Raw genomic sequence first — 24,964 nt, 5'->3', positions numbered from 1 at the left:
GCGCTGCAGCATCGATTCCGCCTTGACATAAATCACACCAAGTGAGTAATTGCTCAAAGCCAAGGCAAATGCTCATCTTGGTTTATGGGAGGAATTTGATGAAACTTCGCACGCTCACCCTGGGCCTGTTGTCGGCCAGCGCTCTCGCTTTCGCTGCGCATGCCGAATCCATCACCATCGCCACCGTCAACAATGGCGACATGGTCCGCATGCAGAAGCTGACGGACGACTTCACCAAGGCCAACCCCGACATCCAGCTCAACTGGGTCACGCTTGAAGAGAATGTGCTGCGCGAGCGCGTGACCACCGACATCGCCACCAAGGGCGGCCAGTACGACGTCATGACCATCGGCACCTACGAGGTTCCGATCTGGGCCAAGCAGAGCTGGCTGCTGCCGCTCGACAAGCTCGGCGACGACTATGACGTCAAGGACATCATCCCGGCCATCGCCGGCGGCCTGTCGGTCGACGGCAAGCTCTATGCCGCGCCCTTCTACGGCGAAAGCTCCTTCGTCATGTACCGCAAGGACCTGATGGAGAAGGCGGGCCTGAAGATGCCCGACGCGCCGACCTGGGAATTCATCAAGCAGGCCGCCGACAAGATGACCGACCGCGCCAATGGCGTGAACGGTGTCTGCCTGCGCGGCAAGGCCGGCTGGGGCGAGAACATGGCCTTCCTCACCGCCATGTCGAACTCCTTCGGCGCCCGCTGGTTCGACGAGAACTGGAAGCCGCAGTTCGATCAGCCCGAGTGGAAGAACACGCTGCAGTTCTATGTCGACCTGATGAAGGCCGACGGTCCGGAAGGCGCTTCGTCAAACGGCTTCAACGAGAACCTGGCGCTGTTCCAGCAGGGCAAGTGCGGCATGTGGATCGACGCCACCGTCGCGGCGTCCTTCGTCTCCGATCCGAAGGCCTCGCAGGTCGCCGACAAGGTCGGCTATGCGCTGGCGCCCGACAACGGCCTAGGCAAGCGCGGCAATTGGCTGTGGGCCTGGTCGCTGGCGATCCCCGCCGGCACCCAGAAGGCCGATGCCGCCGAGAAGTTCGTCTCCTGGGCAACCAGCAAGCACTATGCCGAGCTGGTCGCCTCGAAGGAAGGCTGGGCCAATGTTCCGCCTGGAACGCGCTCCTCGCTCTACGCCAATCCGGAGTACCAGAAGGCGGCGCCCTTCGCGAAGATGACGCTGGACTCAATCAACGCCGCCGACCCGACGCATCCGACCGTCAAGCCGGTGCCCTATGTCGGCGTGCAGTTCGTCGCCATTCCTGAATTCCAGGGTCTCGGCACCACCGTTGGCCAGCTCTTCTCGGCCGCCCTTGCCGGCCAGTCGAGCGTCGACGACGCCCTCAAGCAGGCCCAGGACGCAGCCACCGCGGCGATGACCGAAGGCGGCTACATCAAGTAAGGCTCCTCCCGGTGCCGAACGCCGGTCGCGCATCATGGCCGGCAAGGGGCCGCCCGAAACCCAGTTCGGGCGGCCACCCTTCAAAACCGGGAAGATTCTGGGCGCAACTCTGAAAATCCGGCTGACTTTGGGAGGGTGACCGTCATGGCTACTCAGCAAACCCGTTCGCTTGCCCGCTTCATGATGGCGCCATCGGTGATCCTGCTGTTCGTCTGGATGATCGTGCCGCTGCTGTTCACGCTCTGGTTCTCGTTTCAGCAATACAATCCGCTGAACCCGATGCGTGACGGCTTCGTCGGCTTCTCCAACTACGCGCTGTTCTATTCCAACCCGGCCTTCCTCTATTCGATCCTCAACACGCTCACCATCGTCGTCAGCGTGCTGGTCATCACGGTGGTCGGCGGCATCCTTCTGGCGATGCTGCTCGATCAGCCGATCTGGGGCCAGGGCATCGTGCGCATCCTGGTCATCTCGCCGTTCTTCGTCATGCCGCCGGTCGCGGCACTTGTCTGGAAGAACATGATCATGCACCCGCAATACGGCGTCTTCGCCGACATTGCGCGCTTCTTCGGCGCCCAGCCGATCGACTGGTTCGGCCAGCACCCGCTGACCGCCGTCATCCTGATCGTCGCCTGGCAGTGGCTGCCCTTCGCCACGCTGATCCTGCTCACCTCTTTGCAGTCGCTCGACGGCGAGCAGAAGGAGGCGGCCGAGATGGACGGCGCCGGCTTCGTGAGCCGCTTCATCTACCTGACACTGCCGCACATGTCGCGCGCCATCACCGTCGTCATCCTGATCCAGACGATCTTCCTGCTCTCGATCTATGCCGAGATCCTGGTCACCACCAATGGCGGCCCGGGCTACGCCTCCACCAACCTGCCCTTCCTCGTCTACCAGAAGGCGCTCCTGGAGTTCAAAATCGGCCAGGCATCCGCCGGTGGCGTGATCGCCGTCATTCTCGCCAACATCGTTGCCTTCTTCGCCATGCGCGCCGTCGGCAAGAACCTCGACAAATAAGGGAGGATAAGATGGCCCGCGCAGTCACCACCCAGCACAAGACCATCGCCACGGCCGCGGCCTGGATCGTCGCCCTGCTGATCTTCTTTCCGATCCTCTACACGATCATCACCTCGTTCAAGTCGGAGCAGGAGGCGATCCAGGGCTTCAACCTCATCCCGTCCGGGACCTTCGAGAGTTACTCGGAGGTCCAGCAGCAGAGCGGCTACTTCAAGTTCTTCTTCAATTCGGTGCTGCTCTCGGTCGGCTCGACCATCCTCGCGCTCATCGTCGCCGTCCCGGCGGCCTGGTCGATGGCGTTTTCGCCGAGCAAGCGCACCAAGGACATCCTGATGTGGATGCTGTCGACCAAGATGATGCCGGCGGTCGCGGTGCTGTTCCCGATCTACCTGATCTTCCGCGACACCGGCCTGCTCGACAGCCGCATCGGCCTTACCGTGATGCTGATGCTGATCAACCTGCCGATCGTGGTCTGGATGCTCTACACTTATTTCCGCGAGATCCCAGGCGAGATCCTGGAAGCGGCGCGCATGGACGGCGCCTCGCTGTGGAACGAGATCATCTATGTGCTGACGCCGATGGCCGTTCCCGGCATTGCCTCGACCATGCTCTTGAACATCATCCTCGCCTGGAACGAAGCGTTCTGGACCATCCGGCTCACCACCACCAACGCGGCGCCGCTGACCGCCTTCATCAGCTCCTTCTCCAGTCCGCAAGGCCTGTTCTGGGCCAAGCTCTCAGCGGCCTCGACGCTGGCGATCGCGCCGATCCTGATCATGGGCTGGTTCAGCCAGAAGCAGCTGGTGCGCGGCCTGACCTTTGGTGCCGTGAAGTAGAAAGCCCACGCGGCGGACGACCAAGACCATCCCCGGGAGGAAACCATGGGAAACATCACGCTCAAGAACGTCTCCAAGTCCTTCGGGTCGACGACGATCATTCCGAACATCGACCTCAACATCGAGGACGGCGAGTTCGTGGTGTTCGTCGGCCCCTCGGGTTGCGGCAAGTCCACGCTGCTCAGGCTGATCGCCGGGCTGGAGGACACCAGCGGCGGCACGATCTCGATCGATGGCCGCGACGTCACCCGCGAGGCTCCGGCCAAGCGCAAGCTCGCCATGGTCTTCCAGTCCTACGCGCTCTACCCGCATATGACGGTCGCCAAGAACATCGCCTTCCCGCTGAAGATGGCCGGCGAGGACCAGGCGACGATCGACAAGAAGGTGAAGGACGCGGCACGCGTCCTCAACCTCACCAATTATCTCGAGCGCCGCCCGGGTCAGCTCTCCGGCGGCCAGCGCCAGCGCGTCGCCATCGGCCGCGCCATCGTGCGCCAGCCCTCTGCCTTCCTATTCGACGAGCCGCTGTCCAACCTCGACGCCGCGCTTCGCGGCACCATGCGGCTGGAGATCAGCGAGCTGCATCAGCAGCTGAAGACGACGATGATCTACGTCACCCACGACCAGGTCGAGGCCATGACCATGGCCGACAAGATCGTCGTGCTCAACGCCGGCAACATCGAGCAGGTCGGCTCGCCGATGGAGCTCTACAAGACGCCGAAGAACCTCTTCGTCGCTGGCTTCATCGGCTCCCCCAAGATGAACATGATCGAAGGCGCGCCGGCGGAGAAATACGGCGCCAAGACCATCGGCATCCGGCCCGAACATCTCAACATCTCGACCTTGTCCGGCGACTGGAAGGCGACGGTCGGCGTCGCCGAGCATCTCGGCTCCGACACCTTCCTGCATGTCCAGGCGGACGGCATCGGCACCGTCAATGTCCGCGCCGACGGCGAGGTTGCGGTCAGGCATGGCGACACCGTCTACCTGACCCCCGACAAGACCAAGCTTCACCGCTTCGGCGCCGACGGCAAGGCGCTGGCCGCGTGAGGACGGGACAGTGAGGCTGAAAGCCAAATCGGCGCTGATCACCGGATCGGCGCGCGGCATCGGCAGGGCCTTCGCCGAAGCCTATGCGCGCGAAGGCGCGACGGTGGCGATTGCCGACATCGACCTCGACGCGGCGCAAGCGACGGCGAAAGCGATCGGCCCCGCTGCTTACGCGCTGCGGCTCGACGTCACCGACCAGGCCTCGATCGAGGCGGCGGTGAAAGTTGTCGAGGCGAAGACCGGCGGGCTGGACGTGCTGATCAACAATGCCGCGATCTTCGACCTGGCGCCGATCGTCGAGATCACCAGGGCGAGCTACGACAAGCTGTTCGCGGTCAACGTCGCCGGCACGCTGTTCATGCTGCAGGCCGCCGCCCGCTCGATGATCGCGCGCGGCCGGGGCGGCAGGATCATCAACATGGCAAGCCAGGCAGGCCGGCGCGGCGAGCCGCTGGTCGCGGTCTATTGCGCCACCAAGGCCGCTGTCATCTCGCTGACGCAATCGGCGGGGCTCGACCTCATCAAGCACCGCATCAACGTCAACGGCATCGCGCCGGGCGTCGTCGACAGCGACATGTGGGACCAGGTCGACGCGCTCTTCGCCAAATATGAGAACCGGCCGAAGGGCGAGAAGAAGCGCCTGGTCGGCGAAGGCGTGCCTTACGGCCGCATGGGCAAGCCCGAGGACCTCGCCGGCATGGCCGTGTTCCTCGCCAGTGACGAGGCCGAATACATTGTTGCCCAGACCTACAATGTCGACGGCGGCCAATGGATGAGCTGACGGGATGAGTTGAGGGGGGAGGCGCTTCTCTCTTTTCCTCCGGAGCAAGCGTCGCGGGGCAGGTGAGGGGCAGCATGCTGGAACACCAGATGTTGCCCCTCATCCTCGCTCTCCTCAGGAGGCGTAAACAGTCGGGCTGCAGATCGGCCAAAGGGTAAAATGAGATGACCGTGAAACTCTCTTCCTCGAACCTCGCCAGCCTGCCGGCCAAGGTCGCCGGTCCGAAATATGACCGCTCGGCCTTGAAGGCCGGCATCGTCCATTTCGGCGTCGGCAATTTCCACCGCTCGCACCAGGCTGTCTATCTCGACGACCTGTTCGCCACCGGCGAAGGCCATGACTGGGCTCTGATCGGCGCCGGCGTGTTTGAGGGCGAGAAGATCGGCCGTTCCAAGCTGCAGGAACAGGACTGGCTGACCACTGTCGTCGAGGACCAGGGCCATATGAGCGCCCGCGTCACCGGCGCCATGATCGATTTCCTGACGCCTCGCGATGCGGCCGCGATCATCGAGCGGCTTGCCGATCCGGCGATCAAGATCGTCTCGCTGACCATCACCGAAGGCGGCTATTTCATCGACCCGGCTTCCGGCAAGTTCAACCCGGCCCATCCCGACATCGTCGCCGACGCGCAACCGGGCGCCGTGCCGAAAACCGTGTTCGGCATCGTCCTTGCCGGCCTGCTGCGCCGGCGCGCCGACGGCATCGTGCCCTTCACCGTCATGTCCTGCGACAACATCCCCCATAACGGCCATGTCACCTCAGACGGCGTCATCGGCCTTGCCCGGCTGATCGACGAGGACCTGGCAACATGGGTGGAGGACAAGGTCGCCTTTCCGAACGGCATGGTCGATCGCATCACGCCGGCCACGACCGACCGCGAGCGCCGCATCCTCGCCGACGATTTCGGCTTGGAGGACAACTGGCCGGTGTTCTGCGAGCCGTTCAAGCAATGGGTGCTGGAGGACCATTTCACCGCCGGCCGTCCGGCCCTGGAAAAGGTCGGCGTGCAGTTCGTCAAGGACGTCTCGCCCTACGAGCTGATGAAGATCCGCATCCTCAATGGCGGCCACGCGACAATAGCCTATCCGGCCGGCCTGATGGACATCCATTTCGTCCATGAAGGCATGCAGGAGCCGCTGGTGCGCGCCTTCCTGTCGAAGCTCGAGCATGACGAGATCATCCCGACCGTGCCGCCGGTGCCCGACACCGATCTGGAGGATTACTACCAGCTCATCGAGCGGCGATTCTCCAATCCCAAGATCGGCGACACCATCCGCCGGCTGTGCCTCGACGGTTCCAACCGCCAGCCGAAATTCATCATCCCGACCATCGCCGACCGGCTGAAGGCGGGCGAAGGCGTCGCCGGCCTCGCGCTGGAATCGGCCTTGTGGTGTCGTTACTGCTTCGGCACCACCGACAGCGGCGCCGTCATCGAGCCCAACGACCCGAGCTGGGGCCGCATGCAGGCCACCGCCAGGGCGGCCAAGGATGACCCCAAGGCCTGGCTGGCGATGGAGGACATCTACGGCGATGTCGGCCGCTCGCCCGTCTTCGCCGGGGCCTTCGCCCATGCCTTGAAGGTGCTGTGGGCGAACGGCGCACGCGAAACCCTGGCGCGCTATCTCGCCGGCAAGCTCTGAGGCCAGCGGAAGCCTGCCCGATGACGCCTGAGCTGGTCATCTTCGACTGTGACGGCGTGCTGGTCGATAGCGAGGCGCTTTCGGTCTCGGCGCTGCTCGGCATGATCGAGCTCGCCGGCGGCACGGTCAGCGAGGACGCTGCCTACGAGCATTTCCTCGGCAAGAGCATGAAAAGCGTGCGCGAGATCCTCGGCCAAGAGTTCGGGCTGGAGATCAGCGACCAGCATCTGACCGCGATGCGCGTCGACCTGATGCGCAAGTTCCGCGAGGAATTGAAGCCGATCCCCGGCATCAAGGAGGTGCTGCCGAAGCTCGGTCTGCCTTGCTGCGTCGCCTCGTCCGGCACGCTGGAACGCATCCGCTACGCGCTCGACGTCACCGGCCTGCTGCCGCTGCTGGAGCCGCATATCTTCAGCGCCACCATGGTCAAGCGCGGCAAGCCGGCGCCCGACCTTTTCCTCCATGCCGCTGCCTCCATGCGGGCGCATCCACGCAATTGCCTGGTCGTCGAGGACAGCCCGGCCGGCGTCGCCGCGGCGCGCGCGGCTGGCATGCGCGTCCTTGCCTTCACCGGTGGCTCGCATGCCTCCAATCCGGCGCTCAAGGCGCGGCTTGCGTCGACGGAACCGGACTCTATATTCGCTGACATGCTGCAATTGCCCGATCTGATTGCAGGCCTGGGAGCGAGAGTAAAAGCATCTTGACGAAGAGTTTCGTTTGCGCGGTCGATGTCGGCACCGGGAGCGCTCGCGCGGGTATTCTTGACGCGCGCGGCAACCTGCTTGCCCGCGCCGATCATCCAATCGCCATGCACCAGCCCAAGCCCGATCATGCCGAGCATGATTCGGAGGACATCTGGTCGGCGGTGTGCAAATCGGTGCGGTCCGCCCTCGAGAAATCCGGCGTTGCCGCCGGCGATATCGCCGGCATCTCCTTCGACGCCACCTGCTCGCTGGTCGCGCGCGACAGGCAAGGCGGCCAGATCAGCGTCTCGGTCACCGGCGAGAGGCGCTGGGACACGGTCGTCTGGCTCGATCACCGCGCCATCGCCGAGGCCGATGAATGCACGGCAAGCGGCCATGCCGTGCTCGATTATATCGGCGGGGTGATGTCGCCGGAGATGGCAACGCCGAAGCTGATGTGGCTGAAGCGCCATCTGCTGCAGACTTGGAATGAAGCCGGCTATCTGTTCGACCTGGCCGATTTCCTGACCTGGAAGGCATCAGGCTCGCTCGCCCGCTCGCAATGCACGCTGACGGCCAAATGGACCTATCTCGCGCATGAGGAAGAAAGCTGGCGGCGCGATTTCTTCGAGCTCGTCGGCCTCGGCGATCTGTTCGAACATGGCAATCTGCCCGAAAAGGCGAGCCCGGTCGGCACCGATATCGGTCCGCTGACGGCGAAGGCCGCCGCCGAGCTCGGCCTGACTGAGAAATGCCGGGTCGGCGCCGGGGTCATCGATGCCTATGCGGGCGCGCTGGGTGTCCTGGGCGGCTTTGCCGGCGACGAGAAGAACATCAGCCGGCACTTGGCGCTGATCGCCGGCACATCGTCCTGCGTCATGGCGATGTCGCATGACCCGCAGCCCTTCGCTGGCGTCTGGGGCCCCTATTTCGGCGCGGCCTTGCCGACGCTGTGGCTGTCGGAAGGCGGCCAGTCGGCCACCGGCGCCCTGCTCGACCACATCATCCGCTGGCATGGCGCGGGCGGCGAGCCGGACGCGGCCATGCATATGAAGATCGCCAGGCGCGTCGCCGAATTGCGCGCCGAGGAGGGCGATGCGCTGGCGGCCAGGCTGCATGTGCTGCCGGACTTCCACGGCAACCGTTCGCCGCTCGCCGACCCGCATGCGGTCGGCGTCATCAGCGGCCTGACGCTCGATTCTTCCTTCGACAGCCTGTGCAAGCTCTATTGGCGCACCGCCGTCGGCATCGCGCTCGGCGTGCGCCATGTGCTCGAGGCCCTGAACGAGAACGGCTATCTGATCGACACGCTGCACGTCACCGGCGGCCACACCAAGAACCCGCTGTTGATGGAGCTCTATGCCGACGCCACCGGCTGCACGGTGGTCGAGCCGCTGGCCGACGAGGCGGTGCTGCTCGGCACCGGCATGGTGGCGGCGACCGCCGCCGGCCTCTATCCCGATCTCAACGCCGCCTGCGTCGCCATGCAGCAGGGCGGCAGGACGCGCGCGCCCAACAAGGAAGCCGGCGCCCGCTTCGATCGCGACTACCGCATCTTCCTCGAAATGCACCGCCAGCGGCAGATGCTCGACGCTATCAGCTGACCTGTTGCCTGCGCAGCGACTTGCCGGTCTCCGCGTCGAACAGATGGATGCCTTCTTCCTCGAAGCTGTAGCGAACCGGCGCGCGCAACTTCGGGCATTCGCGGGCCGGCACCAGCGCGCTGATCTCTTTGTCGCCCGAGCCGAACGTCACCAGCGCGTCATTGCCATGGAATTCGATGAGGTCGGCGGTGCCTTGCAGGATGTTGCCTGCGCCTCCGTTTGCCGTCTTGAGATCCGGAGGCCGGATGCCGAGCACGACCCGATCGCCGTGCCGCAGGTCGAAAGCGCTGCCTTCAAGCGAGAGCACCGTCCCCGTGCCGGTCAGCGTCCAGCCATCGCCCTTGCGGCCGACCGTGGCCTCGATGAAATTCATATTCGGCGTGCCGATGAAGCCGGCCACGAACTGGTTGCCGGGCCGCCGATAGATCTCCGCCGGCGAGCCGATCTGCTCGATCACGCCGTCCTTCAGAAGCACGATCCGGTCGGCAAGGGTCATCGCCTCGAGCTGGTCGTGCGTGACATAGACGGTGGTGGTCTTCAGCGACTGGTGCAATCTCGCGATCTCAACCCGCATATGGTTGCGCAGCTTGGCGTCGAGATTGGAGAGCGGCTCGTCGAACAGGAACACTTTCGGCGTCTTGATCATGGCGCGCGCGATCGCAACGCGCTGCTGCTGGCCGCCGGAAAGCTCGGTCGGCTTTCGACCGAGATAGGGCTCCAGCCCAAGCGTCTTCGAGACCGCCTCGACCCGCTTCTTGATCTCGGCCGCCGGCACCTTCTGCCGCTTGAGCCCGAAGGCGACGTTGTCGAAGATCGTCATATGCGGATAGAGAGCATAATTCTGGAAGACCATGGCGATGCCGCGGTCGCCCGGCTCGAGATCGTTGACCACCTTGCCGCCGATCGACACCTCGCCGCCGCTGATGTCTTCCAGCCCCGCCAGCATCCTGAGAAGCGTGGACTTGCCGCAGCCGGAAGGCCCCAGGAACACGACGAACTCATGCTCCTCGATCGCGAGGTTGAGATCGCGGATGACGGTCGTGGCGCCATAGGCCTTGTCGACATGGGAGCAAACGATGGCGGACATCCCTTATCCCTTCTCGCCGGTCAGCAGGATCTGCAGCTTGACGTCCTGAGGCCTGCCTTGCGCGGCGCGCTCGAACGCCTTGATGCTCGCGGAGAAATCATAGGTGCCGGTAATCAGCGGCTTGAGGTCGACCTTGCCGGAGGCGATCAGCTGCAAGGCGCGGTCGAAAATGTTGGCATAGCGGAACACGGTCTCGATGCGCACTTCCTTGGAGATCGCCGCCGGCACATTGAGCTCGACCGTCTCCACCGGCAGCCCGACCAGCACCACCGCGCCGCCCGGCCGCACGATGTCGAACAGGTTGGCGAAGGCCTTCGGGCTGCCGCTCGCCTCGAATACGATATCGGCGCCCCAATTGTCCGTCGCGCTCCGCACCGCGTCGACCAGCGACTGCTCGCCGACATTGACCGGCACGATGCCCGGATACTGGCCGGCGATCTCAAGCTTGGGTGCGGAAAAATCGGAGATCAGCACCTTGGAACAGCCGCCCGCCAGCGCGGCGAGCGCGATCATGATGCCGATCGGGCCGCAGCCGACGACGACGGCGACGTCGCCCGGCACGATGCGGGCGCGCGCCGCCGCCTGCATGCCGATGGCGAAAGGCTCGACCATCGCGCCTTCGGCGAAGGAGACATTGTCCGGCAGCTTGTAGGTGAAGGCCGCCGGATGAACGGCGTATGGCGCCAGCACGCCGTGCACCGGCGGCGTCGCCCAGAAGCGGACGTCCGGGTCGACATTGTAGATGCCGAGCTTCGTCGCGCGCGAGGAAAGATTCGGCACGCCCGGCTCCATGCAGACGCGGTCGCCGACTTTCAGGTTCGTGACGTTGGCGCCGACCTCAACGATCGTTCCCGAGGCCTCATGGCCGAGCACCATCGGCTGGCGCACGATATAGCTGCCGATGGCGCCATGCGTGTAGTAATGCACGTCGCTGCCGCAGACGCCGACCGTGTGGATGGCGATCCGGACATCGTCCGGTCCGACGTCTTGCGGCAGCGCGATCTCGCGCAGCGACAGTTCGCCTTTTTTCTCAAGCACCAGTGCCCGCATCGGGTATCCTCGCTTCAACTTTTCTTTTGCCGGAAAACGGAATTCAGGAAGCCGCTCAGAACACCGAGGAAGAGCAGCGGCGGCAGCGACAGAAGCACCACCGAGGCATTGAGGATGCCCCAAGGCACGTTCATGCCTTGCTGCGACAGCTCGGAAGCCACGATCGGCAGCGTCTTGGCGTTGGAACTCGACAGCATCAGCGCGATCAGGAACTCGTTCCAGACCAGCACGAAGCTGAAGGCGATGGCGCCGACCAGCGAGCGCGCCGCGACAGGAAGCGCGATCCGCCAGAACACCGAATAGGCGCCGTAGCCGTCGACGAAGGCCGCCTCCTCGATCTCCTTCGGCACGCCCTGGAAGGCCGGGATCGCAAGCCACATGATCACCGAGATGGTCAGCAGCGAGTAGGTGACGATCAACGCGGGAAGCGTGTCGTAGAGGCCGATCTGCAGCCAGATCACCATCAGCGGGATGGCGACCGCCACCGGCGGCAGGAAGCGCAGCGAAAGCACGAAGAACTGGATGTCGCCGGCGAAGCGGTTGGGATAGCGCGCCACGGCATAGGCCGCCGGCAGGCCCAGCACGATGCCGATCAGCACGGCCGCGCCGCAGGCGACCGCAGAATTGTAGAGCCCGGTCAGCACGCTATCGCGGCCGAGGATGTAGCTGATATTGGCGAGCGTCGGCGTGAAGATCACCTTCGGCACGCGCGTGATGATGTCGACATTGTTCTTCAGCGCGTTGAGCGCCGTCCACACCAGCGGGAACACGGCCAGGAACCCGGCCAGCGCCAGGACGGCCTTGGCGATCAGGCGGCCCGGTTTCATCCGATATGGCCTCATGCCTGCACCCGCTTCCACAGCATGGTGAAGGTGATGACGGTCGCGATCATCATCAGCACCGCCATGGCCGAAGCATAGGACACCTTGCCGGATTCGATGAAGCCTTGCGAGAAGGCGTACATGTCGAGCGTTTCGGTCGCGACGCCGGGCCCGCCGCGCGTCATCACATAGATGAGGTCGAAGGAGCGCAGCGACTCGATCATCTTGACGAACATCAGGCTGATCAGCGGCGCCTTCAGCATCGGCAGTGTCACGTAGGCATGGATCTGCCAGCGCTTGGCGTGGTCGAGCCTGGCCGCCTCGATCGGCTGCGGCGGCAGGGTTTCGAGCAGCTTGAGCACGATGACGGCGAAGAACAGTCCCCATTGCCAGACATCCACCGAAGCGACGGCGAACAGCGCTGAGCCGGGCTTGGACAGCGGATCGAAGATCAACCCGCCGGTGATCAGCCGGTAGGGATAGGTGGCGATGCCGTAGAGCGGGTGATAGGCGAACTTCCAGACGAAGGCCGCCGAGACGCGCGGCAAAAGCACGGGGATGATGAACAACAGGCAGTAGAAGTTGCGCAGGCGCGGGCCGGCGACCTCGAACATCAAAACGCCTAGCCCGATCGCCACCACCATCGTCGCCACGACGGTGACGATCTCCCATTTCACCGAGACCCAGACGGCGTTGAGGAAACGGCGATCGCTAAAGAGATCGGCGAAGTTCGAGAACCACACCCAGGAATAGCCCGGCGCGCTCAATTCGCGGTTCTGCAGCGCGATCACGATGGCGTAGAGCGTCGGCACCATCGACAGCACCAGAAGGATGGCGAGGGTGGGAACCAGAAATGTGACCGGCAGGGAAGAGCGTCGCCGCATTGCCTCTCCTCGGGTTTGTCGCGGTGCCTTGGATCGAAGGGAACCCGCGGCGCGGATCCCGGCATTCCTTCGAATGCCGTGGACCGCGCGCCGCGGGCGGGAGGATTACTTCTTCTTCACCAGGTCGTTGGCATAGGCCTCGAGCTCGTTGAGGCCGCCCTTGATGTCGGTGCGCGTGCCGGTGACCAGTTCTTCCAGGATGATGCCCCAGCGGTCGCCGAGATCGGGCCAGCGCGGATCCTGCCAGAAGTTCACCGCCGTCACCTTCCCGGTTTCGGCCAGCGCCTGGCCGAGATCGGCGCCGTAGATGTCGGCGAACTCCTTGCTGGAGAGCACGCTGGTGCGGTTGAGCTCGCCGAACTGATGCGCGTCCAGCCGGCGCTTCTCGTTCTCCTTCGACGTCGCCCAGGCGATGAACAGGCCGGCGCATTTCTTCGCCGCGTCATCCGCATTGGCCTTGGTGCCTATGGCCAGCCCATGGCCATAGCCGCCGCCGGGCAGCGGCGACGGCGGCGGTAGGAAGCCAACCTTGCCGACCACCTGCGAGGTCTTCGGATCTACGGCCATGCCCGACAGCGGCGTCGATTCGACAAGGATCGCGACCTGGCCGGAGAGGAAGGCGCCGGTCGATTCATCCCAGCTGCCGGTCTGCGTGCCGGCGGCCGAGTCCTTGAAGAGCTTGAGATAGGTCTCTGTCGCCTTCACGGCGGCGTCGGAATTGAAAGCCGGCTTGTCGCCGTCGAACCACTTGCCGCCATAGGCCTTGAAGAACGGCATCCAGCGCCAGACATTGGCGCCCGAGCCGCGCGCGCCGCGCAGCGCGATGCCGTATATGCCCTTGTCGGCATTGGTCAGCTTCGGCACGTCGGCGATCAGCTCGTCCAGCGTCTTCGGCGGCTGGATGCCGGCGGCCTCCAGCACATCCTTGCGGTAAACCATCAAGTCGCCGCCGCCGGTCAGCGGCGCGAACCAGACCTTGCCGTCATAGGTGGCGACCTTCTGGCGGCCCGGATCGAAATCGGCATAGTCGTAGTCAGCCGGGTAATAATCGGTCAGCGGCACGATCCAGCCCGAGGAGGCGAACAGCGCCACATTGGCCTCGTCGACATAGTAGACGTTGTAATTGCCGACGGTGGAAGCATCGGCGCGCGACTTGGCGCGGCGGTCGTTCTCGTTGAGGTAGTCGATCTGGAACGAAGCGCCGGAGAGCTTCTTGAACTCATCCTTGGAGTCCTCCAGAAGCGTCAGCCCGTCGCGCGGCTGCGCCAGCACCTTGACCGGCGCCGAGCAGACGGGCGCCTGGGCAAGTGCTGCGGTTGACACGGAAGCGGTAAGCACGAACGCTGCGCCGAGGCTGGCAGCGAGCCGATATGATTTCATTGATTTTCTCCTCCAGGAACAGTCGCGAAGCGGCAGATCCTTGGCCAAGCGACCCTCACCGTCGCCCGTCTGACCTGTCACCCGTCGCCAAAATGAGCAGTTGGAAGAGGCGAGACTAGAAGCCCCGTTGCAGCAGACCTGTACTTTTATGCATTGTGCGCCGCAAAAAATGTCGCCGGCAGAGTCTGTCCGTCACACGAGTATCAGTGCAATCGGAAGTGGCCGGATATCGGCTGTGTCACGCTCTTAGCGTCAGCCGCTGCCGCGACAGCTTGCGGTAGGAGGACGGCGTCATCTTGTGCTTGCGCAGGAAGGCGCGGTTGAAGTTCGAGATGTTCATGTAGCCGACCTGGAAGCAGATGTCGGTTATCGGGATCTCGGTGTCTGCGAGCAGCTTGCAGGCCTGCCAAAGCCTCAGCTTGGCGACATGGTCGCTGAAGGAGTTGCCGGTGTTCTTCTGGAAGAAGCGCGAGAAGGTGCTTTCGCTCATCCCAGCCAAGGCTGCCACGTCCGGCAGCTTCAGATCCTCGGCGAAATGCTGGAACAGATAGATCAGCGAGCGCTGAATGATGTCGAGCGACTCCGCATCGAGAAGCGGCGAAAAGTCGGGCGACGACAACAGCGCGTATTCGTCGGTGGTGGCCAGAAGGTCGAGCAGCTCGAGGAACATGCGGAACCTTGCCAGCCCGTGCACTTCGCCCATTCTTTCCATCAGCTCGGCGCCGTCCAGCGCCGTCTGGCCGTGGAAGACCATGCCGCGCAGCGAGCGCTCCAAGAACGGCTCCAGCTCGCGCAACTCCGGCAGCAGCCCGGACGAACCGCGCAGCCGCTCGGCGTCGAACTGCAGCACGATATCGCGGCCCTCGATCAGCTCGCCCGGCTGCACCGCCGTCACCCAGTCATGTGGCAGCCCGCCGCCGACGATGGTCAGGTAGCCCGGCCCGAACTCGCCGATATGGTCGCCGACCAGCACCACGCCGGACGATTTGCGCAGAAGATGGATCTCGTATTCCGGATGGAAATTCCAGACATTGCGCTCCCACGGATAATCGTCCAGCCGCCACAGGAAGCTCTCGCTCGCCTCCGTGACGATGTGCTCGAAGGCGGGCGCCGTGCGCGGAATCGCGGCCGTGTTCTTTCTGCGCCTGAACGGCATCCATTCCTCCCGGCATGGCGCGCCGGCTGCGCATGCCCGGGGGCATCCGTAGCAGCCTGCGGCCGGCAAATGAAGGAGGCGCGGGGAATCGCAGCTCCGCCTGGATCAATCGCTAACGCGGCCTCCTCCCTTGCCAACATGTCGCGTTTCGTTCACAAGGCGACGCAAATGGCGCCATTTTGCGCCATTGTGTGCGGCTTCCGGTCCCTTTTTGCCGACGCGCCGTGTTCTGAAAGAGCGGAACAATGTCTGCGATCGAAACCGGCGCCCTCGCGCCGGAAAACCTTTGGCGTCAGGAAATCAGGGCGACGGTGGCGCTTGCCTGGCCGATGGTGCTGACCAATCTCGGCCAGACGGCCATGACCGCGACCGATGTCATGATGATGGGCCGGCTGGGGCCGGATACGCTCGCGGCCGGCGCGCTCGGCTCCAACCTCTATTTCATGCCGCTGATCTTCGGCCTCGGCCTGATGCTGGCGACCTCGCCGATGATGGCGACCGAGCTCGGCCGCCATCGCCATTCGGTGCGCGACCTGCGCCGCACGGTGCGACAGGGCCTGTGGCTGGCGATCCTTATCTCGATCCCGATCTGGTTTTTTCTCTCGCATGGCGAAGAGGTGCTTCTGGCCATGGGCCAGAAGCCAGAGCTCGCGCATCAGGCCGGCATCTATCTGCACTGGCTGCAATGGGCGGTGCTGCCCTTCTACGGCTATATCGTGTTGCGCTCCTTCATCTCGGCGCTGGAGCGGCCGAGCTGGGCGCTGATCATCGTTTTCGTCGCGGTCGCCTGCAACGCCTTCTTCAACTGGGTGTTCATGTTCGGCAACCTCGGCGTCAAGTCGATGGGCATTGCCGGCTCTGGTCTCGCCACCACTCTGTCCAGCACGCTGATGTTCATCGGCCTGGCGGCGGTGGTGATCAAGGAGAAGAAATTCCGCCGCTATCGTCTGTTCGGCCGCTTCTGGCGCTCCGACTGGCCGCGTTTCCGCGGGTTGCTGCGGCTCGGCCTGCCGATCGCCGGCATCCTCGCCTTCGAGGTGACGATCTTCAATGCGGCGGCGCTGCTGATGGGCCTGATCGATGCGGATTCGCTCGCCGCCCACGCGATCGCCATCCAGATCGCCTCGATCTCTTTCATGGTGCCGCTTGGCCTCAACCAGGCGGTCACGGTCCGGGTCGGCCTGGCGCATGGCGCCGGCAATCCGGAAGGGGTGTCGCGCGCTGGCTGGACTGCCTTCGTCATCGGCGTCTCCTTCATGGCGCTGATGGGGCTGGTGATGATCCTCTGGCCGCACGCGCTGATCAGCGCCTTCATCGACCTTGCCGATCCGGCCAATGCCAGGGTGATCACGCTCGCCGTGTCGTTCCTGGTGTTCGCCGCGCTGTTCCAGATCTTCGACGGCGCCCAGGCGGTAGCCGCCGGCATGCTGCGCGGCCTGCACGACACCAAGGTGCCGATGATTTATGCCGCGATCGGCTATTGGGGCGTCGGCCTGCCGCTCGGCGTGCTGCTCGCATTCCATTTCGGCCTGAACGGCGTCGGCATCTGGATCGGCCTGGCCTCGGGGCTGGCCGTGGTGGCGGCGCTGCTGCTCGCGCGCTGGCTCCGGCGCGACCGCATCGCGCCACAGCTCGCCTTCGGGCATTGATCGACAAAGGCTGCCGGTCCGGTCGGCAGCCTTTCGCCGGCTCAGTGCGCCCCTGCGCGCTGCTCCAGCCTCCGTGCGTATTGCGTCAGCGGAAAACACAAGACGAAGAAGATCAACGCCACCAGCCCGTAGACCTTGAACGGCTCGAAGGTCGCATTGTTGATGGCGTTGGAGGTTCTGACCAGTTCCTCGAAGCCGATGATCGAGGTCAGCGCCGTCGATTTGATCAATTGCACCAGGAAGCCGACGGTCGGCGCGCGGGTGATCGCGAAGGCCTGCGGCAGTATGATTAGCCTGAGCTCCTGCAGGTAATGCAGCCCGAGGCTGGCGCCGGCGTCCCATTGTCCCCTCGGCAGCGCGTCGACGCCGCTGCGCCAGATCTCGGCGAGATAGGCGCTGGCGAAGAAGGTCAGGCCGAGCACCGCCGCCGTCCACGGCTCGATGCGCAGCCCCAGCATCGGCAGGCCGAAGAACATCAGGAAGAGCTGCATCAACAGCGGCGTGCCCTGGAACAGCGCGATGTAACCCGAAGCGAACCGCTTGATCCATTTGTTCCGGGCGATTCGGAAGAACAGCACCACCAACCCGACCAGCGCGCCGCCGATGAAGGCGGCGAGCGACAAAAGCACCGTCCAGCGCGCGGCAAGCAAGAGGTTGCGCACGATGTCCCAGAGAGTGAACTCGATCATGACACGCCGGCTCCGAGAACGCGGCGGCCGCCACTGACGAGCAGCCGGCGCAGCCCCATCGACAGGCCGAGATAGACCATCGTCACCACGAAATAGGTCTCGAAGGCGCGAAACGTGCGGGCCTGCAGCATGTCGGCCTCGTAGGTCAGCTCGCGCACCGCGATCTGCGACACCACGGCCGATTCCAGCATCATGATGACGATCTGGCTGGTCAGCGCCGGGTAGATCACCTTCAGCGCCTGCGGCAGCACGATTTTGATGAACACCTGGCGTGGCCTCAGCCCAAGCGCCAGCGCGGCTTCCGTCTGCCCGCGCGGCACGGCGTCGAGACCGGCGCCGACGATCTCGATCGTGTAGGCCGCCATGTTGAGCGTCATCGCCAGCATCGCGGCCAGGATCGGGTCGAGTCTGATGCCGAGGCTGGGCAGGCCGAAGAAGATGAAGAACAGCTGCACCAGGAACGGCGTGTTGCGCATCACCTCGACATAAACGCCGATAGCGAGCTGAAGCGGCTTGGGGCCGTTTCTCTTTCCTGCCGCGCCGAGGATGCTGAGGAAAGTTCCGGCGAACGTCGTGACGGCGATCAGAAGCAGCGTCATCGCCGCGCCGCGCGCGATCACGCCCGCCGCACCCGCAAGCCAGCCGAAGTCGAGGCTGTAGCCCATGGCGATTGACCTTGTTGGAGGCGCCCGACCCAAGAGGAGGCTCGGCTCCTGTTACGGAGCCGAACCGATCGGCATCAATCCTTGAGGTTGGCGGGATTGAGCGGCGTCTTCAGCCAGGCCTTGGAGCTTTCGTCCAGCTTGCCGTCGGCGAGCATCTTGGCGACCGCGTCGTTCACCGCGTTCTTCAGCCGGTCCTCATTCTTGTTGAGGCCGATATGCGAGGGCGAGGTCAAGAGCTGGAATTTCTGCTCCGGCTGCAGCGCATCCTGCTTGGCCAGCACCTGAGCGCCGACATCGTTGCCGACCACCATCAGCTGCGTCTGGCCGGAGATGAAGGCCTGGATGACGGAATTGTAGTTGTCGAAGCGGCGGATATCGGCGGACGAGGGCGCCGCCTCGGTCAGCGACGTATCCTCCAGCGTGCCGCGATTAACCGCGATCGACTTGTCGGCAAGGTCTTCCTTGCCTTTGACCGCGAGCGCTTTCGGCCCGATGACGGCGATGTAATAGGGCGCGTAGGCGGCGGCGAAGTCGATCACCTGCTCGCGCTCCTTGGAGTAGCCGACGCTCATCAATATATCGACGCGCTTGTCGGTGAGATAAGGGATGCGGTTCTGGCCGGTGACGCTGACCAGGTTGAGCTTCACCTTCAAGGCATCGGCGATCGCCTGCGCGACGTCGATGTCATAGCCCTTGATGCTCATGTCGGCGCTGGCCGAGGAAAAGGGCGGGAAGTCGGAGAAGATGCCGACATTGATGGCGCCGGCCTTGGTGATGTCGTCGACGGCGTCGGCCTTGGCCTGGGTGGCGAGGCCGGCAGCGCCGAGCATCATCGCCGCCGCGACTATGGATTTCAATGCATTGCGAAGAGTCATTTTTTGGTTCCCCTGCTGGAAGCTTGTTTGTTGCGTCCGGCCGCCGGCTCCAGCGCGGCGGCCGTATTGGCTAAAGCAATTCCAGGAAAAGTGTGACGCGGTTTTCTGTCCGGAATTGCGTGAAACTAAGAAGTCTCAGCCCTTCCTGATCGCCGGGCTGAACACCATGAGGCTCAGAATCTCGAACAGGACCTGCGCGCCGACATGGGCGGTGTTGGTGGTCGCGTCGTATTGCGGCGCCACCTCGACGACGTCGCCGCCGACGATGTTGAGGCCCTTCAGGCCGCGCAGCAGCTCCAGCACCTCGCGCGTCGTCAGCCCGCCGACCTCCGGCGTGCCTGTGCCGGGCGCGAAGGCGGGGTCGATGCTGTCGACGTCGAAGGAGATGTAGGTCGGCCCGTCGCCGACAATCTTGCGCGCCTTCTCGATGATGGCCGGGATACCGAGCCCGGTCACCTCCTCGGCATGCACGACCGTCATGCCGGACTCGTAGGTGAACTCCCACAGATATTCGGCCGAGCCGCGTATGCCGATCTGGATGGTGCGCGAGGGATCGAGCACGCCGTCCAGCACCGCGTTGCGGAAAGGGCCGCCATGGTGGAACTTGGTCATGTCGAACAGCCCGCTGGTGTCGCAATGGGCGTCGATATGGATCATGCCGACGGGCGACTTCTTGCCGACCGCCTTCAGGATCGGATGGCTGATCGAATGGTCGCCGCCGACCGAGAGTGGCAGCACGCCGGCATCGACGATCTGGTTGGTGCGCTTTTCGATGTCCTCGTGGCTGATCTCCAGCCGGTAGCGGCTGCGGAACGGCGTGTCGCCGATGTCGGCGACGCGAAGCTCATGCGTCGGCGCGCATTCCAGCACATGATTGTAGGGCCCGATGCGTTCGATGGCGCGCAGCGCGCGCGGCCCGAAGCGCGAGCCGGGCCGGTTGGTGACGCCGAGATCCATCGGCACGCCGATCATCGCCACCTGCAGGTCGCCGAAATCCGGGTTCTCGGCGGCGATCTCGCGATAGGGCGCGGCGAGGAAGGTCGGGATGCCGGAATAGGGGGCAAGCCGCGTGCCCGACTTGTTGAAGATCTTGTCGGCGACCTTGCGGAATTTCGGGTCGAACATCTCGCCGCCATGGCTCTCGCCATATTTGCGGCGCAACGCTTCGAGCTTGCCGCGATCGTAACCCATGTCCGGTCCTCCTGTGCTTGCCGCCCGCACGGACGATTTGCCAGGCCAGCCACGGATCCAGCCCCTTGCCGGCTGGATCGTTGCTCGCTGTCCTTGCGGATTCCACGTCTCTTGAAGCTGTTTCGGGCAAAAGTGTCGGGCAGCGGCATTGAAAAATCAATTGATATTGTTAGGGTCTTGATTGTGAGAAAATCTCACAAAGTAGGAGCCCTTCCATGGCCAAGCGCCTGCCGCCGCTGAACCCGCTGCGCGCCTTCGAGGCCACGGCGCGGCACGCCTCGCTGACCAAGGCGGCGGGTGAGCTCAATGTCACGCATGGCGCCGTCAGCCACCAGATCAAGGCGCTCGAGCAATCGCTCGGCGTGAAACTCTTCGAGCGCACCGGCCGGCGGGTGAAGCTGACGCCGCATGGCGCCGAATTCCTGCCGGCGGTTTCGACTGCCTTTGAAGGCATCGCCGCCGCCACGCAGCGCATGACGCGGCCGGCGAGTGCCGGCACGCTGTCGGTGTCCTGTGTGCCGGCGCTTCTGCTGCTTTGGATGACGCCACGGCTCGGCTCCTTCACGGCGCAATATCCCGACATCCAGCTGACGCTGATCCCGTCCAACGATCCCAAGGACATCCGCGCCGGGGATATCGACGTCTGCGTGCATTATGGCGACGGTGGCTGGAGCGACTGCTGGATACGCAAATGGTCCGGGCTGGAATTGTTTCCCGTGGTCAGCCCGACGCTGATCAACAACCGGCCGATCCGCAGCGTCCGCGACCTCGCCGATCACGTCTTCCTGCATGGCGACGATGGCCGTGAATGGCACACCTGGCTGGCCGCCGCCGATGCGCTCGATCTCGAGCGCGGCCGCCGCCACCGTCTGGGCGATGCGCGCATGGCGACGGAGGCCGCCGTGCATGGCCACGGTGTCGCGCTCGGCGACTCGGTGACTGCGCGCGCCTTGCTTGCCAGGGGCATGCTCGTCGCGCCCTTCACGCTCTCGGTGCCGGCGGTCGACGATTTCTACGTCGTCTGCCGCAACGAGATGCGATCGGCGCCGATCGTCCAGCTGTTCATCGACTGGCTGTTCGCGGAGAAGGAGCAGGACGAGGCCCGCGCCGATGCCCCCGTGGCCGGCCGCCTGCCGAGCCGCAGGAAACGTCCCGCGCTGAAGGTTATCGGCGCCAAAGCAATTCCAGGAAAAGTGTGAAGCGGTTTTCCGTCTGGAATTGCGTCAAAACAAAAAAACTGGAGCATTTCGCCGTTTCCGTGAAACGGTGGAAATGCGCCAGGGCCCTGTCCTGACGGCTGGACTTGCATAGCCGCTTTTTGTCGGGCCAGCTTGCAAAGCGGGGAGCGCGTTCGAAAATACAATGCTAAGAGGCAGTTGGCTGAGGCATTCCAGGAAAACCGCGCGACGGTCTTCCAAGCGGAGTTGCTCGAACAAGGACTTGAAGCTTGGCGCCCGCGTTTGAGTGCGTCGTGCTTCATGGGTGAGGAAGCATGGCAAAGACTGACATAGCGCGGCGCGTCTACAACCACACCTGGAAGCTGGACCCGATCGTCCGCAGCCTGCTGGACACCGATTTCTACAAGCTTCTGATGCTGCAGATGATCTGGGGCATGTATCCCAAGGTCGACGCCACCTTCACCTTGATCAACCGCACGACCTCGGTGCGCTTGGCCGACGAGATCGACGAAGGAGAATTGCGCGAGCAGCTCGACCATGCCCGCACGCTTCGCTTTTCGAAAAAGGAGATGATCTGGCTGGGCGGCAACACTTTTTACGGCCGCAAACAGATCTTCGAGCCGGAATTCCTCGCATGGCTAGAGGATTTCCGCTTGCCCGCCTACGAGCTGTCCCGGCGCGACGGCCAGTACGTGCTCTCCTTCCCCGGCCCCTGGATGTACACCACGCTCTGGGAAATCCCGGCTTTGGCCATCATCAACGAGCTGCGTTCCCGCGCGGCGATGCGTTCCTTCGGCCCCTTCGCGCTCGATGTGCTCTATGCTCGCGCCAAGGCCAAGATGTGGGCCAAGACCGAGCGGCTGAAGGCGCTGCCTGGCATCCGCATTTCCGACTTCGGCACAAGACGCCGTCACTCTTTCCTTTGGCAGCGTTGGTGCGTCGAGGCGTTGAAGGAAGGCATCGGTGATGCCTTCACCGGCACCTCCAACGTGCTTCTGGCCATGGACAACGACCTCGAGGCTTTGGGTACCAACGCCCATGAACTGCCGATGGTGTTTGGGGCTCTTGCCAACTCCGAGGAGGAGTTGCGGCAGTCGCCCTACAAGGTGCTGCAGGACTGGCAGCGCTATTATGGCGGCAATCTCCTGATCGTGCTGCCCGACGCCTTCGGCACGGACTCCTTCCTGCGCGAGGCGCCGGACTGGGTCGCCGACTGGACCGGCTTCCGCCCTGACAGCGCGCCGCCGATCGAGGGCGGCGAGAAGATCATCGACTGGTGGCGCAAGAGGGGCAAGGACCCCAAGCAGAAGCTGCTGATCTTCTCCGACGGCCTTGAGGTCGAGACCATTGAGGAGACCTACAGGCACTTCCGCGGCAAGGTGCGCATGTCCTTCGGCTGGGGCACCAACCTCACCAATGATTTCGAAGGCTGCGCCCCGACGGAGACTGACAGCCTCGACGCGATCTCGCTGGTCTGCAAGGTGACGGAAGCCAATGGACGGCCGGCGGTGAAGCTGTCGGACAATCCCGCCAAGGCGACAGGGGATGAGAAGGAAATCAAGCGGTATCTGCGCATCTTTGGCGAGAAGGGCAGGGTGGAGCAGTTGGTGAAGGTGTAGAGGGCGGCTCCCTGTGGCATCGTCGAGCGGTCCTGCGAGGCTGGATAGGTCGAGTTCCTTCGCCCCCCTCTCTGTCCTGCCGGACATCTCCCCCTCAAGGGGGGAGATTAAGCTTGTGTCTCCGCTTTCGCCAACCTTCGACGTTGCGAAGGAAGAACCGGCGCTGAAACTGCTAATCTCCCCCCTTGAGGGGGAGATGTCCGGCAGGACAGAGAGGGGGGCCGTAGAACGCCGTCGCCGCAGGTTAGCCTTCTCTCTCGCTTTCCTCGCTGCTCTCCCCACCCCCGCATTCGCCCACGCCTCCGATCGCGGTCACGTCCTGCTTCTCCCGACCGGCTACTACATCGCCGGCGGCGCGCTGGCCGTGGCCGTCAGCTTCCTCGTCCTGGCGCTGCTGCCGCCCGCCGCCCTCGACCGCTTCTGGCGCCGGCGCTTGCCCATGCTCACCTTCGGCGATGCTCCGCGCACCCTCTTCAGCTTGATTTCCTTTGCCGGCTTCATACTTCTCGTCGCCGCCGGCTTTCTCGGCAGCCGCGATCCGCTCTCCAACCCGCTGCCGCTGCTGATCTGGACGCTGCTCTGGGCAGGCTTCACGCTGCTGCAGGGCTTGCTCGGCGATCTCTGGGTATGGCTCAACCCATGGTACGGGCCGTGGCGTGTCGCCTCTCGCGTCTTCGGCCTTCCTGCGGACGATGCAAACCGATCGCGCCTGCCCAACTGGCTCGGCTACTGGCCGGCCTTCGTGCTGTTCTTAGCCTTCGCCTGGTTCGAGCTGATCGATCCCGCCCCCGACGATCCGGCCCGCCTCGCCTTTGCTGCCGGCCTCTACTGGCTGGCGAGCTTCATCGCCATGCTCATCTTCGGCTACGGCTCCTGGAGCAAGCGCGGCGAATTCCTGAGCGTCTTCTTCTCGATGGTCGCCCGCTTCGCGCCATTCGAGCGTGACGAAGGCCGGCTGAAACTCTGCTGGCCGGGCGCCAAATTGCTCGCCGCGGAGCCACTGCCGCCAAGCGGCACGGCTTTCCTCCTGCTGGCGCTGTCGTCGGTGTCCTTCGACGGCCTGTCGAAAACCTTCTTCTGGCTCGGCCTGTTCGGTGTCAATCCGCTGGAATATCCCGGCCGCACCGCGCTGATCGGCATCGGCAGTTTTGGCGTGGTGCTCACCTTCGTCTTGCTGGCGGCGGTGTTCGCCCTGGCCGTCTTTCTCGGCCAGCTCCTCCCCGGCGACAAACATTCTTTCGGCGAGGCGGCCGGCCTGCTGGTCTGGTCGATCGTGCCGATCGCGCTTGCCTATCACATCGCGCACTACCTCGCGGTGCTGCTGGTCGACGGCCAGTACGCGCTGGTCGCGCTCTCCGATCCTTTCGCGCTCGGCTGGAATCTCTTCGGCACCGCCGACAGGATGGTCGAGGCGGGCATTGTCGCCGGCGCCGAGTCGGCCCGGTGGCTCTGGAATCTGCAGGCCGGTGTCATCATCGGCGGCCATGTGCTGGCCGTGCTCGTCGCGCATGGCCTTGCCTGGCGTCTCCATCGGCAGCCGTCGCGCGCAGCGCTCAGTCAATTGCCACTCACCTTGCTGATGATCGCCTACACGATCTTCGGCCTTTGGTTGCTTGCCACGCCGACCGCCGGATGACACAAAGCGTGCCAACGATGCCGTCGGGTAAAGCTCGCTTGCCAGGCCAAAGCTTTGGTGATTT

The 24,964-nt window shown here is 64.2% G+C and carries 22 protein-coding genes; 12 read left to right on the top strand and 10 right to left on the bottom strand.

What is annotated here, in order from left to right:
• Positions 1–98 precede the first annotated feature (98 nt).
• The 8 genes from EJ072_RS12640 to EJ072_RS12605 all read left to right on the top strand — a co-directional run bounded on the left by EJ072_RS12640 (position 99) and on the right by EJ072_RS12605 (position 9,020).
• Entirely contained in the window at positions 99–1,409 is a 1,311-nt protein-coding gene (locus EJ072_RS12640; RefSeq protein WP_042637462.1) for a sugar ABC transporter substrate-binding protein, read from the top strand.
• Positions 1,410–1,553: 144 nt separating this feature from the next.
• Positions 1,554–2,426, top strand: coding sequence for a sugar ABC transporter permease (locus EJ072_RS12635; RefSeq protein ID WP_126079999.1), 873 nt, complete (start codon positions 1,554–1,556; stop codon positions 2,424–2,426).
• Positions 2,427–2,437: 11 nt separating this feature from the next.
• Positions 2,438–3,262: a carbohydrate ABC transporter permease gene (locus EJ072_RS12630; protein WP_126079998.1), complete on the top strand. Its 825-nt coding sequence runs from the start codon at positions 2,438–2,440 to the stop codon at positions 3,260–3,262.
• A 45-nt stretch (positions 3,263–3,307) separates the two neighbouring features.
• The gene (locus EJ072_RS12625) at positions 3,308–4,312 is read left to right on the top strand and encodes an ABC transporter ATP-binding protein (protein WP_126079997.1); all 1,005 of its coding nucleotides are present in this window, start codon (positions 3,308–3,310) and stop codon (positions 4,310–4,312) included.
• A gap of 10 nt (positions 4,313–4,322) precedes the next feature.
• Entirely contained in the window at positions 4,323–5,093 is a 771-nt protein-coding gene (locus EJ072_RS12620; protein ID WP_126079996.1) for an L-iditol 2-dehydrogenase, read from the top strand.
• 164 nt (positions 5,094–5,257) lie between these two features.
• The gene (locus EJ072_RS12615) at positions 5,258–6,733 is read left to right on the top strand and encodes a mannitol dehydrogenase family protein (protein ID WP_126079995.1); all 1,476 of its coding nucleotides are present in this window, start codon (positions 5,258–5,260) and stop codon (positions 6,731–6,733) included.
• Positions 6,734–6,753: 20 nt separating this feature from the next.
• Positions 6,754–7,437, top strand: a complete 684-nt coding sequence (locus EJ072_RS12610; protein WP_126079994.1) for an HAD-IA family hydrolase — start codon at positions 6,754–6,756, stop codon at positions 7,435–7,437.
• Positions 7,434–9,020 carry an FGGY-family carbohydrate kinase gene (locus tag EJ072_RS12605; protein WP_126079993.1) on the top strand — a complete coding sequence of 529 codons (1,587 nt, stop codon included), beginning with the start codon at positions 7,434–7,436 and terminating at the stop codon, positions 9,018–9,020. Before EJ072_RS12610 ends, EJ072_RS12605 begins: the two co-directional genes overlap by 4 nt.
• Here EJ072_RS12605 and ugpC read toward each other — a convergent pair.
• From ugpC to EJ072_RS12575, 6 genes are all read right to left on the bottom strand, one after another.
• Entirely contained in the window at positions 9,013–10,107 is a 1,095-nt protein-coding gene (ugpC, locus tag EJ072_RS12600) for a sn-glycerol-3-phosphate ABC transporter ATP-binding protein UgpC (RefSeq protein WP_126079992.1), read from the bottom strand. The genes EJ072_RS12605 and ugpC overlap by 8 nt on opposite strands.
• 3 nt (positions 10,108–10,110) lie before the next feature.
• On the bottom strand, positions 10,111–11,157 hold the full coding sequence (locus tag EJ072_RS12595) for an NAD(P)-dependent alcohol dehydrogenase (protein ID WP_126079991.1): 1,047 nt from the start codon (positions 11,155–11,157) through the stop codon (positions 10,111–10,113).
• 14 nt (positions 11,158–11,171) lie between these two features.
• On the bottom strand, positions 11,172–11,984 hold the full coding sequence (locus tag EJ072_RS12590) for a carbohydrate ABC transporter permease (RefSeq protein WP_126079990.1): 813 nt from the start codon (positions 11,982–11,984) through the stop codon (positions 11,172–11,174).
• 11 nt (positions 11,985–11,995) lie between these two features.
• The gene (locus EJ072_RS12585; RefSeq protein WP_042637447.1) at positions 11,996–12,862 is read right to left on the bottom strand and encodes a sugar ABC transporter permease; all 867 of its coding nucleotides are present in this window, start codon (positions 12,860–12,862) and stop codon (positions 11,996–11,998) included.
• A 105-nt stretch (positions 12,863–12,967) separates the two neighbouring features.
• Positions 12,968–14,242, bottom strand: coding sequence for an extracellular solute-binding protein (locus tag EJ072_RS12580; RefSeq protein ID WP_126079989.1), 1,275 nt, complete (start codon positions 14,240–14,242; stop codon positions 12,968–12,970).
• A gap of 238 nt (positions 14,243–14,480) precedes the next feature.
• Positions 14,481–15,398 carry an AraC family transcriptional regulator gene (locus EJ072_RS12575; RefSeq protein WP_126079988.1) on the bottom strand — a complete coding sequence of 306 codons (918 nt, stop codon included), beginning with the start codon at positions 15,396–15,398 and terminating at the stop codon, positions 14,481–14,483.
• Between the two features lie 245 nt (positions 15,399–15,643).
• On the opposite strand from EJ072_RS12575, the gene EJ072_RS12570 reads away from it, so the two are divergent.
• Complete coding sequence (locus tag EJ072_RS12570; protein WP_126079987.1) at positions 15,644–17,047, top strand: MATE family efflux transporter; 1,404 nt, start codon at positions 15,644–15,646, stop codon at positions 17,045–17,047.
• A gap of 41 nt (positions 17,048–17,088) precedes the next feature.
• Here the strand turns inward: EJ072_RS12570 and EJ072_RS12565 are convergent, their stop codons facing one another.
• The 4 genes from EJ072_RS12565 to speB form a co-directional block, all read right to left on the bottom strand.
• Entirely contained in the window at positions 17,089–17,736 is a 648-nt protein-coding gene (locus tag EJ072_RS12565) for an amino acid ABC transporter permease (RefSeq protein ID WP_126079986.1), read from the bottom strand.
• Positions 17,733–18,401, bottom strand: coding sequence for an amino acid ABC transporter permease (locus EJ072_RS12560; protein WP_126079985.1), 669 nt, complete (start codon positions 18,399–18,401; stop codon positions 17,733–17,735). The genes EJ072_RS12565 and EJ072_RS12560 overlap by 4 nt, the downstream gene beginning before the upstream one ends.
• A 74-nt stretch (positions 18,402–18,475) precedes the next feature.
• The gene (locus EJ072_RS12555) at positions 18,476–19,276 is read right to left on the bottom strand and encodes a transporter substrate-binding domain-containing protein (protein ID WP_126079984.1); all 801 of its coding nucleotides are present in this window, start codon (positions 19,274–19,276) and stop codon (positions 18,476–18,478) included.
• Positions 19,277–19,411: 135 nt separating this feature from the next.
• Complete coding sequence (speB, locus tag EJ072_RS12550; RefSeq protein WP_126079983.1) at positions 19,412–20,467, bottom strand: agmatinase; 1,056 nt, start codon at positions 20,465–20,467, stop codon at positions 19,412–19,414.
• A gap of 215 nt (positions 20,468–20,682) precedes the next feature.
• On the opposite strand from speB, the gene gcvA reads away from it, so the two are divergent.
• The 3 genes from gcvA (at position 20,683) to EJ072_RS12535 (ending at position 24,900) form a co-directional block, all read left to right on the top strand.
• The gene (gene gcvA, locus EJ072_RS12545) at positions 20,683–21,666 is read left to right on the top strand and encodes a transcriptional regulator GcvA (RefSeq protein ID WP_126079982.1); all 984 of its coding nucleotides are present in this window, start codon (positions 20,683–20,685) and stop codon (positions 21,664–21,666) included.
• 293 nt (positions 21,667–21,959) lie between these two features.
• Positions 21,960–23,264, top strand: a complete 1,305-nt coding sequence (gene pncB / locus EJ072_RS12540) for a nicotinate phosphoribosyltransferase (protein ID WP_126079981.1) — start codon at positions 21,960–21,962, stop codon at positions 23,262–23,264.
• A gap of 196 nt (positions 23,265–23,460) precedes the next feature.
• The gene (locus EJ072_RS12535; RefSeq protein WP_126079980.1) at positions 23,461–24,900 is read left to right on the top strand and encodes a hypothetical protein; all 1,440 of its coding nucleotides are present in this window, start codon (positions 23,461–23,463) and stop codon (positions 24,898–24,900) included.
• Positions 24,901–24,964 lie beyond the last annotated feature (64 nt).

It is taken from the genome of Mesorhizobium sp. M2A.F.Ca.ET.046.03.2.1, assembly GCF_003952425.1.
Lineage (GTDB): Bacteria > Pseudomonadota > Alphaproteobacteria > Rhizobiales > Rhizobiaceae > Mesorhizobium.
The sequence above is the reverse complement of the archived record's forward strand: the minus strand, read 5'-3'. Positions and strand labels throughout refer to the sequence as shown.

Excerpts from the sequence above, each read along its gene's own strand:
- EJ072_RS12640 (WP_042637462.1), top strand. The coding sequence starts at position 99 with ATGAAACTTCGCACGCTCACCCTGGGCCTGTTGTCGGCCAGCGCTCTC.
- EJ072_RS12635 (WP_126079999.1), top strand. The coding sequence starts at position 1,554 with ATGGCTACTCAGCAAACCCGTTCGCTTGCCCGCTTCATGATGGCGCCA.
- EJ072_RS12630 (WP_126079998.1), top strand. The coding sequence starts at position 2,438 with ATGGCCCGCGCAGTCACCACCCAGCACAAGACCATCGCCACGGCCGCG.
- EJ072_RS12625 (WP_126079997.1), top strand. The coding sequence starts at position 3,308 with ATGGGAAACATCACGCTCAAGAACGTCTCCAAGTCCTTCGGGTCGACG.
- EJ072_RS12615 (WP_126079995.1), top strand. The coding sequence starts at position 5,258 with ATGACCGTGAAACTCTCTTCCTCGAACCTCGCCAGCCTGCCGGCCAAG.
- EJ072_RS12610 (WP_126079994.1), top strand. The coding sequence starts at position 6,754 with ATGACGCCTGAGCTGGTCATCTTCGACTGTGACGGCGTGCTGGTCGAT.
- ugpC (WP_126079992.1), bottom strand. The coding sequence starts at position 10,107 with ATGTCCGCCATCGTTTGCTCCCATGTCGACAAGGCCTATGGCGCCACG.
- EJ072_RS12595 (WP_126079991.1), bottom strand. The coding sequence starts at position 11,157 with ATGCGGGCACTGGTGCTTGAGAAAAAAGGCGAACTGTCGCTGCGCGAG.
- EJ072_RS12590 (WP_126079990.1), bottom strand. The coding sequence starts at position 11,984 with ATGAAACCGGGCCGCCTGATCGCCAAGGCCGTCCTGGCGCTGGCCGGG.
- EJ072_RS12585 (WP_042637447.1), bottom strand. The coding sequence starts at position 12,862 with ATGCGGCGACGCTCTTCCCTGCCGGTCACATTTCTGGTTCCCACCCTC.
- EJ072_RS12580 (WP_126079989.1), bottom strand. The coding sequence starts at position 14,242 with ATGAAATCATATCGGCTCGCTGCCAGCCTCGGCGCAGCGTTCGTGCTT.
- EJ072_RS12575 (WP_126079988.1), bottom strand. The coding sequence starts at position 15,398 with ATGCCGTTCAGGCGCAGAAAGAACACGGCCGCGATTCCGCGCACGGCG.
- EJ072_RS12570 (WP_126079987.1), top strand. The coding sequence starts at position 15,644 with ATGTCTGCGATCGAAACCGGCGCCCTCGCGCCGGAAAACCTTTGGCGT.
- EJ072_RS12565 (WP_126079986.1), bottom strand. The coding sequence starts at position 17,736 with ATGATCGAGTTCACTCTCTGGGACATCGTGCGCAACCTCTTGCTTGCC.
- EJ072_RS12560 (WP_126079985.1), bottom strand. The coding sequence starts at position 18,401 with ATGGGCTACAGCCTCGACTTCGGCTGGCTTGCGGGTGCGGCGGGCGTG.
- EJ072_RS12555 (WP_126079984.1), bottom strand. The coding sequence starts at position 19,276 with ATGACTCTTCGCAATGCATTGAAATCCATAGTCGCGGCGGCGATGATG.
- speB (WP_126079983.1), bottom strand. The coding sequence starts at position 20,467 with ATGGGTTACGATCGCGGCAAGCTCGAAGCGTTGCGCCGCAAATATGGC.
- gcvA (WP_126079982.1), top strand. The coding sequence starts at position 20,683 with ATGGCCAAGCGCCTGCCGCCGCTGAACCCGCTGCGCGCCTTCGAGGCC.
- pncB (WP_126079981.1), top strand. The coding sequence starts at position 21,960 with ATGGCAAAGACTGACATAGCGCGGCGCGTCTACAACCACACCTGGAAG.
- EJ072_RS12535 (WP_126079980.1), top strand. The coding sequence starts at position 23,461 with ATGTCCGGCAGGACAGAGAGGGGGGCCGTAGAACGCCGTCGCCGCAGG.